Source organism: Peptococcus simiae (assembly GCF_046569735.1).
GTDB classification, from domain to species: domain Bacteria; phylum Bacillota; class Peptococcia; order Peptococcales; family Peptococcaceae; genus Peptococcus; species Peptococcus simiae_A.
In genome coordinates this window covers 197270-205106 of the sequence record NZ_JBKICG010000001.1, presented here as the reverse complement: position 1 = coordinate 205106, position 7837 = coordinate 197270, and the positions used below count along the sequence as shown (strand labels likewise).

Below are 7837 nucleotides of genomic sequence, written 5' to 3'. Positions count from 1 at the left end.
TTTGGAAAACAAGGGGATCGCTCGCCAGCAAATTCAAGACCGACTAGAAGAGATGCTGGCCCTCTTTCCCATCCACCATCTCTTAGACCGGGATATCTTCTGCCTGTCTGGTGGGGAAAAGCAGGTCTTGAGTCTTGCAGCGGCCTATATCAGCGGTACACCGATTATTGTTTTGGACGAACCCTCTTCTAACTTAGATGATAGGTATACAGGGGTTCTGGCGAATATGTTGCAGACCCTGAAAGCTAGAGGGGTTACTTTGATCATTGCAGAACATCGGCTCCACTACCTCATGCCGGTGGTAGACCGGGTTTGCCTTATTGAGGATGGGCGGTTGGTTGAGACTTATTCCGCTGAGGCCTTTATCGACCTGTCCGAAGACGACCGTCAAGCCAGGGGCTTGCGGTCACCGGTGGATACTCCGCTTAAACGGCTTGAACCGCCCCAGCTGACAGGAGACCTGACTGTTAAAAAGCTCCAGCGTCAGTTCAAGGGGACCGGAACCGGCTTTGCCATCCAGGGTCTGGGCTTGGACCGGGGATGTGTGTATGGGATTATTGGCCATAATGGGGCCGGCAAATCGACTTTTTTAAGAGCCCTCTTGGGTTTGGAAGGGGGCAGGGGAGACACCGTTTATTTTAAGGGCAAACGGGTCTCCAAGCGTCAGCGGTTGGCCCTAGCCAGCCTGGTGATGCAGGATGTGAACCACCAGCTATTTACAGAAACCGTTGATAAAGAGGTCAGCCTGGGCTTAAAAAATATTGACCGAGTAGCGCAAGGGCGAATTTTAGACCAGCTGGGCCTGGGCCGGTTGGCCGACCGGCACCCTATGAGCCTGTCCGGCGGTGAAAAGCAACGGGTGGCGATTGCCTCAGCCCTTTTAAGTGACCGTCCCATTATTGCCTTTGATGAACCGACCAGTGGTATGGATTGGCACCATATGGTGGACCTTTCGCGCTTAATTAAGGCGCTCGCCCAACAAGGGAAAATTGTGCTGGTTATTTCCCATGATAAAGAATTTCTAAACCGAACAGCAGACCGACTGATTAACATGGAAGACTATGCTATGCCTTATAAAAGGTAAAGAGGTAAAAATATGGAAGAAAGCATTAAAGACCAATTGCTGACGAAAAGACCCCTGGACCTGTTGATTCAACTGTCTGTACCGGCCATTATCGGCATGATGGTGATTGGCCTATACCCCTTTATGGATGGTATTTTTGCCGGCAAAATCATTGGACAAGCAGCTATGGCTGCCTGTGGGGTTGCACTACCGCTAACCTTTGTGAATAGTGGGGTGTCAACGCTGATCGGGATTGGATCGGCCTCAGTCTTGGCGCGGGCTATTGGCGCTGGGAACAAGAAAACCATCGATAAGATTATGGGAAACCTCATCTTTTGGGTTCTTGCTTTTTCGGCAATCATTACGGTGGTCGGCATTCTTTTAGCCCCGCCATTTTTAAGCCTGGTGGGGGCAGAGGGAGAGATCAAAGCCCTTGGCATTCGCTATTTACGGGTGCTATTTCTTGGCTCCTTCTTCGTGAACTTTACCCAGTCTGCAAACATGGTTATGCGGGGCGAAGGGCTAATGAAGGAGGCCATGTTAATCATGGGTGGCGGTGCCCTGATTAATATTGTTTTAGACCCTATTCTAATGCTGGCTATGGGGGCCTATGCCATTGAAGGGGCAGCCCTGGCCACTGTCCTGGCCCAGGTCCTGCAGGCCGGCGTTAGCTATTATTACTTTGCAAAAAGAAGTCAGGTGGTCAAAATCCACCGGATTCAATCGGATGCCGAGATCCGGAAGGCCATGTTTGCTGTTGGGGCATCGGCTATGATGATGCAAATTCTTTTCATGCTTCAACAAAGCCTGCTCTATAAAATGGCCTTTAAGTATGGTGGCGAAACCCACGGCATTTTAATGGCGGCCTCTTTACGGATTTATGCCTTTTCCTTTATCCCCTTATGGGGGATGAGTCAGGGGCTGCAACCGGTGGTAGGCACGAATTTTGGGGCAAAAAAATATGAACGGGTGCGTGCAGCTATGAAGGTCTTTTGCCTCGGTGGTTTAGTATTAGCTGGGATTTTCTGGCTACCGGCCCTGGTCTTTTCAGCAGACTTACTCAGTCTTTTTGGCCTTGCACCGGAGATTATTGCTGAAGGGGTTGGCTTTTTTAGACTCTTTTATTCGATCTTTATTCTCTATGGGGTCATGGTCATGGCGATTACCTTTTTTCAGTCCATCGGTAACGCCAAAAAAGCCGGCCTTATTGTTATGCTGAGACAGCTTCTCCTTTTTGTGCCGGCCATGATTATCCTGCCCATCTTCTTTGGGGTCCCTGCCGTATGGTTTTCTGAACCCTTGGTGGACTTACTTGTTATCATCTATGCTATTGTCCTTATGGTCCGAGAACTGAGGGCCATGGGTCAGTCATAAAAAAGCGGCAGCCATTCTTGCTTGAATGGCTGCCGCTTTATCTTGCTTACATAAAGATAAATTTGGCAACGAAGAGGGCGGCTAGGATGATCATGACCCAGCTGACCGGTTCGCGTTTTTCTTTGGGGGCGAAGATGTTGTAGATGAGGTTGATAAAAACATAGCTCAGGACGCCGAGGGTGAGGCCGTCACCGATGGAGTAGGTGAGGGGCATGGCGGCGATGGTGATGAAGGCGGGCATGCCTTCGGTGATGTTAAAGAGGTCGATCCCTTTGACAGAGGTCAGCATGAGGTAGCCGACATAGATGAGGGCCGGTGCGGTGGCACAGGCGGGGATGGCAATGAAGATGGGGGAGAAGAACATGGCGGCCAGGAAGAGGCAGCCGGTGGTAATGGCGGTGACGCCGGTCCGGCCGCCGGCCAGGACGCCGGTGGAGCTTTCGACGAAGGTGGTAACGGTGGAAACCCCTAAGGCGGCGCCGGCGGTGGTGGCCAGGGCGTCACTCATGAGGGCCCGGCCCACCCGGGGCACCCGGCCCTGGTCATCTAGCATGCCGGCTTTGGTGCTGACGCCTACCAGGGTCCCAACGGTATCGAAAAAGTCAACGAATAAGAAGGTGACAATGATGATAAAGAGGCTCTGGAACATTTCAAAATCCAGGAGGTGGCCCCAGGCCAGTTTCCCGGCAATGGGGCTGATGGATTCAAATTTAAGAATCCCGGTCGGCAGGTAAATGCCCAGGTCGGCCGCTGTTTTAGGGTTCATTAAGGCGTAAATCCAGCCCAAGATAGAGCAGGAGGCGATCCCGATTAAGATAGAGCCGGGGATATTGAGCTTGTCCAGAACGGCAATTAAGAGGACACCCAGGCAGGTAATGATGGTGGTGACATGGAAGGCGCCCATGGAGACCATGGTGGCGTCGTTTTGAACAATCAGGCCGCTGGAACTGAAGCCGACCATGGCGATAAAGAGGCCAATCCCGCCGGTTACCGCCAGTTTCATATTTTGGGGAATGGAGTTAACGACCGCTTCGCGGACCTTGAAAAGGGTTAAAAAGATAAAAATAATACCTTCAATAAAAACGGCGGTCAGGGCAACTTCCCAGGGAATACTTTGCTTGATGACCACGCTGTAGGCGAAGAAGGCGTTTAAGCCCATCCCACTGGCCAGGGCAAAGGGCAAGTCGGCAATAAAGCCCATTAAAAAACAGCCGATGGCAGCGGCCAAGCAGGTGGCGGTGACAAGGGCACCAGCATCCATGCCTGTTTCCCCTAGAATTTGCGGGTTAACGGCAATGATGTAGCTCATGGTTAAAAAGGTAGTGAGGCCGGCTAGGATTTCCCGGCGCCAGGGGATATTTTTATGCCCCAGCAGTGGAAACAGCCGCACTAAAAATGAAGCGGATTTTTCTTGAGATGACATATGACCCTCCTTGTTATTTAATCAAAAAGTCTACCCAGAAAGAGTATCACAAGGGGGACTTTTTGTCCATTAGGCAAAAGGGGCAAAAAAATAAAATGGTCGGTATAAATATAGGCCAATTGGCGGTTTTTGCTCGGGGTCTGATATGGTACACTCAGGCCAATATGTAAGGAGGTTGTAGATATGAAGTTAGACACGAAAAAATTGAGCCTGTATGCGGTCTTTATCGCCCTGACCTGTGTGGGTACCCTGGTGATCCGGATTCCCTTTCCCCTAACCAAGGGCTACCTGAACCTGGGTGATGCGGTTCTTCTGGCGGCGGCCCTCACCATGGGACGGACTGGGGGCCTGCTGGCTGGGGGGCTGGGGTCTTTCTTGGCCGATATCCTGACCGGCTATGTCTATGCCCCGGTGACCCTGGTTGTTAAGGGGCTGGAAGGCTTTGTCTGTGGGGTTATTTTTGAAAAAATTCCAACCACGACTGGACGGGTCATTGCTGTCCTGGTTGGGGCGGTGGTCATGGCCACCGGTTACTTTATTTTTGAAATCATCCTTGTAGGCCTCTACCCGGCAGCCCTCTCCTACCTGGCTAACCTAGGTCAAGGGGCAGCAGGGGCCATCTTAGCCTATCTCCTGTCTCTGGCCCTGGAAAAAGGGCTCCAGCAAATGCACATCTTACCCAGTGAATAAAAGAAAGCCACAGCAGATTCCACTTGCTGTGGCTTTTTATATATTCCGGGTCAGTTAATTGCTTCTTTTTAGGATGGTCATGAGGCTTTCCTGGGTACGGTTAAGTCCAAAGAGGGGTAAAAGAAGGGCGATGGCCAGGAAGAAGGGCAAGACATAAAGGAGGGGGACTAGGGAAGCCTGCCAATCAGCGAACCAAACGGCACCATTGACCGCTCCAGTAATCAGCTGATTACTGGCGATTAAGCCGAAGAAGGCTAAGGCAATGGCTAGGCCGAGGGTAAGGATGTTTTCTGTGACAACCATTTGGTAGACTTGCTTTTTGGTCATCCCGACAGCTTGGAGGAGGGCAAATTCACGCCGCCGGACAAGCAGCCCGGTGAGGACGGTGTTGATATAGTTGGCCAGGGTAATGGTGGCCATGACGGCAACGATTAGGCCGACGAAGAGGCTCAGGGTTTTTTGCAGGCGGATAAAGTCCGCTCGTGCCCCGGCCTTGCTTTCGTAGCCCAGGGCGGTGGTAGCGGTTAAGCGCTTGAGTCCTTCCTCTATATCCGCCTGGTCTTTTTCAGGGGCATCAAAGGCCAGGAGCTGGACTTGGGCTGAGGGGTCTGCCTTTAGGAGGGCGGCGGCATCAAGGACATAGCCTTCGGTAAATTGGTAGCGGGCGGTTAGGCTATAGGGCAGGGCCAGGGTTGCACAGACGGTATAGCTTTCAAATCTAGCTCCGTCTGGCGGGCCAAGGCAGACCTGGACCTGGTCACCGGTACGCAAGCGGTGGCTTTTTTCGATGGGCTGGTCGTAATCATCCAGGCGGATAATAGCTGCAATAGCCTTTTGCTCGGGGTCTGCTAGGGGAGCCAAGTCACCTTCCAAGACCTGGGCCTTCTGCAGGGTAAAGTTGGTCATGCCGTAGAGCTGGATCGGACTGGCGGCCTGGCCGTCTGTACTGACGTCTTTTAAATAGGCTTTTAGGTCTTCATCGGAATAACCGTAATTTTCCTTGTAAAGGCGGCGGAGGTCCTTGGCCGGCAGCCGCTCACTGGCGGAGTGGCTAGGCAGGTAAACCGCCCCCCAGCTTTCTTGAGGCAAGAAGGGCTGGATGGCCTGGATATCTTGGTCGGTCAGGGCCGGGGCTGTATGGCTACTGGCCGGAACAAAGAGCCGGGCATCAGCGATGACGAAGTCTGTGGGAATCTTAGCCAGGTACTTTTCTTCGCTGAAGCTATTGGATAAATTAACTGCATTGGTAAAGAGCCAGAGGGTCAGCGCCAGGCTGAGGGCTGTTAAAATGAGCCGCTTTCGATGGCTCCGGAGTTGGGTCAGGCCTAAGCGACCGGCTGAGAGGGGCTGGGACTGGAAGCGACGCCTGGCAGATAAGTGCAGGTCTTGAAATTTGACGGCTTCAATGGGTGCGGCTTTAGCGGCCAGTCGACCGGGGCCGATGGTGGCCAGGTAGACGGTGGTTAGGGTAAATAGGAAGGCCATGAGGAAGATAAGGGGGTCAGCCACTAGGGTAAAATCGAGGTCTAACTGGATGAGGTAGAGCAGTTTGGGCAAACACAGGCTACCGACCAGCCAACCAACAAATAATCCCGGCAGGACGCCGGCTAAGGCAAGGAAGAGGGCCTTTAGATGGACCAGTCGGCGTAACTGCCGGGGGGTAGTACCGATGGTTTTTAATAAGCCGTAAAAGCGGGTATCATCGCTGACAGAAAAAAGGAAAATGTGATAAATGACCAGGCCACTACAGGCCATGACGGCCAGTAGAATAAAGACCAGACCAAAGGCGACGATGGGGTCATCCATCTGGCTTAACTTACTCTGGGTATAGCCCCAGTTGACCCCATAGTCAATGAAATCCGCCTGGTCCGGCTGGCTGGATTGGTAGCCGGCGGCCTGGATGGCTTCTTGGAGGGTCTTTTCGATATGACGGGCGGAGCTGAGCTTGACGCTTAGCTGGTTTTTACCTAAGCCTAGGGAAGATTCCGGTGACAGGTTGGCCTTTTTCAGAAGCTGGCTGACCTGGTCTTTGGCAATAAGGACCTGGTAGGCCAAGACTTTATCTTCATGGGGAAAGGTGCCGCTTAGGGTAAAGGTTTCCCGGACGGTCTTTTCGCCAAGGCGGATGTCCAGGGGGATGGGGCTGCCTAGGTCGGTCGGTAGGCCTAAGGCTTTCAGGACCTCTTCATCGACAGCGACCTCCTTGGTTTTTGCTCGAGGCAAATGCCCCCTGTCCAGCTTGATAAAGGACCACTGGGCAGCCTGATCGTCCATATAGCTCACTTCTACCTGGACTTTTTCCAGGCCGGGGTTGACGGCTAAGCCTGCAATGACCCGCAGGCCGGTCTCTTCAAAGGCCGGTGAGCTTTGAAGCCGGTTTAATTCTTCATTAGAAAGGTTTTTTAATTCCCCATGGGCTGTACTACCGACTTGGCGGAACTGGTCATTTTCCATGGCCTGGTTGGCGCCGAAAAGAAGGGTAAAGATAGCGGATAGCATGAGGGCCGTTAGGATGATGGCGAAGACAGCTAGGCCGGTCCGGCCTTTTTCAGACCGGATCCGGGCCCAGGCCAACCGGCCTAGGGCTTTTTTGTTCTTTACACTAGACATGGGCAGATGCCTCGACGCGGCCATCCTGAATATACAAAATGCGGTCGGCCAATTGGGCTGCAGCTTCATTATGGGTAATCATTAAGATGGTTTGGCCCAGGTCACGACGGGTACGGGCTAAAAGGGCCAGGACATCCTGGCTGGTCCGGCTATCCAGATTGCCGGTGGGCTCATCGGCTAAGAGGATGGATGGTTTAGCAGCCAGGGCACGAGCGATGGCCACCCGCTGGGCCTGGCCGCCGGAAAGCTCACTGGGCAAGCGGTGCTTTAATTCTTCTAAGCCCAATAGCCGATAGAGCTGGTCCAGATATCCGGTGTCATAAGGGGCTCCGTCCAAGTCCAGGGGAAGGTGAATATTTTCCTGGACGGTGAGCATGGGGAGAAGGTTGTAATTTTGAAAAACAAAACCAATCTCCCGGCGTCTGAAAATAGACCGTTCATCGCTGGATAAGGCATATAAGTCCTGGTTATTTATAAAGACTTGGCCGGCGGTTGGCTGGTCCAGTCCGCCCAGCAAATGAAGCAAGGTGCTTTTTCCGCTGCCGGAACGGCCAACAATAGAGACAAACTCACCTGTTTTGACTTGGATGTTAGCCTTTATGAGGGCGTGGACAGGGTGCTGGCCCTGCTGGTAGCTTTTGGAAAGGTCGAGGGTTTCTAAAATATACATCAATATC

The 7837-nt window shown here is 52.7% G+C and carries 6 protein-coding genes; 3 read left to right on the top strand and 3 right to left on the bottom strand.

Annotated elements, in window-relative coordinates; all coding sequences use genetic code 11:
* On the top strand, positions 1-1084 hold a 1084-nt coding region (locus ACLGL1_RS01015), incomplete at its 5' end, for an ATP-binding cassette domain-containing protein (protein ID WP_411006939.1).
* 12 nt (positions 1085-1096) lie between these two features.
* Positions 1097-2437: an MATE family efflux transporter gene (locus tag ACLGL1_RS01010; protein WP_411006938.1), complete on the top strand. Its 1341-nt coding sequence runs from the start codon at positions 1097-1099 to the stop codon at positions 2435-2437.
* A gap of 46 nt (positions 2438-2483) precedes the next feature.
* Here ACLGL1_RS01010 and ACLGL1_RS01005 read toward each other — a convergent pair whose 3' ends face one another.
* Positions 2484-3860: an NCS2 family permease gene (locus tag ACLGL1_RS01005; RefSeq protein ID WP_411006937.1), complete on the bottom strand. Its 1377-nt coding sequence runs from the start codon at positions 3858-3860 to the stop codon at positions 2484-2486.
* Positions 3861-4043: 183 nt separating this feature from the next.
* On the opposite strand from ACLGL1_RS01005, the gene ACLGL1_RS01000 reads away from it, so the two are divergent.
* On the top strand, positions 4044-4550 hold the full coding sequence (locus tag ACLGL1_RS01000; RefSeq protein ID WP_411006936.1) for an ECF transporter S component: 507 nt from the start codon (positions 4044-4046) through the stop codon (positions 4548-4550).
* A 54-nt stretch (positions 4551-4604) separates the two neighbouring features.
* On the opposite strand, the gene ACLGL1_RS00995 is transcribed toward ACLGL1_RS01000, so the two are convergent.
* Entirely contained in the window at positions 4605-7160 is a 2556-nt protein-coding gene (locus ACLGL1_RS00995; protein ID WP_411006935.1) for an ABC transporter permease, read from the bottom strand.
* Positions 7153-7830 (bottom strand): ABC transporter ATP-binding protein, encoded by a 678-nt coding sequence (locus ACLGL1_RS00990; protein ID WP_411006934.1) that lies wholly within the window; start codon positions 7828-7830, stop codon positions 7153-7155. Before ACLGL1_RS00990 ends, ACLGL1_RS00995 begins: the two co-directional genes overlap by 8 nt.
* Positions 7831-7837 lie beyond the last annotated feature (7 nt).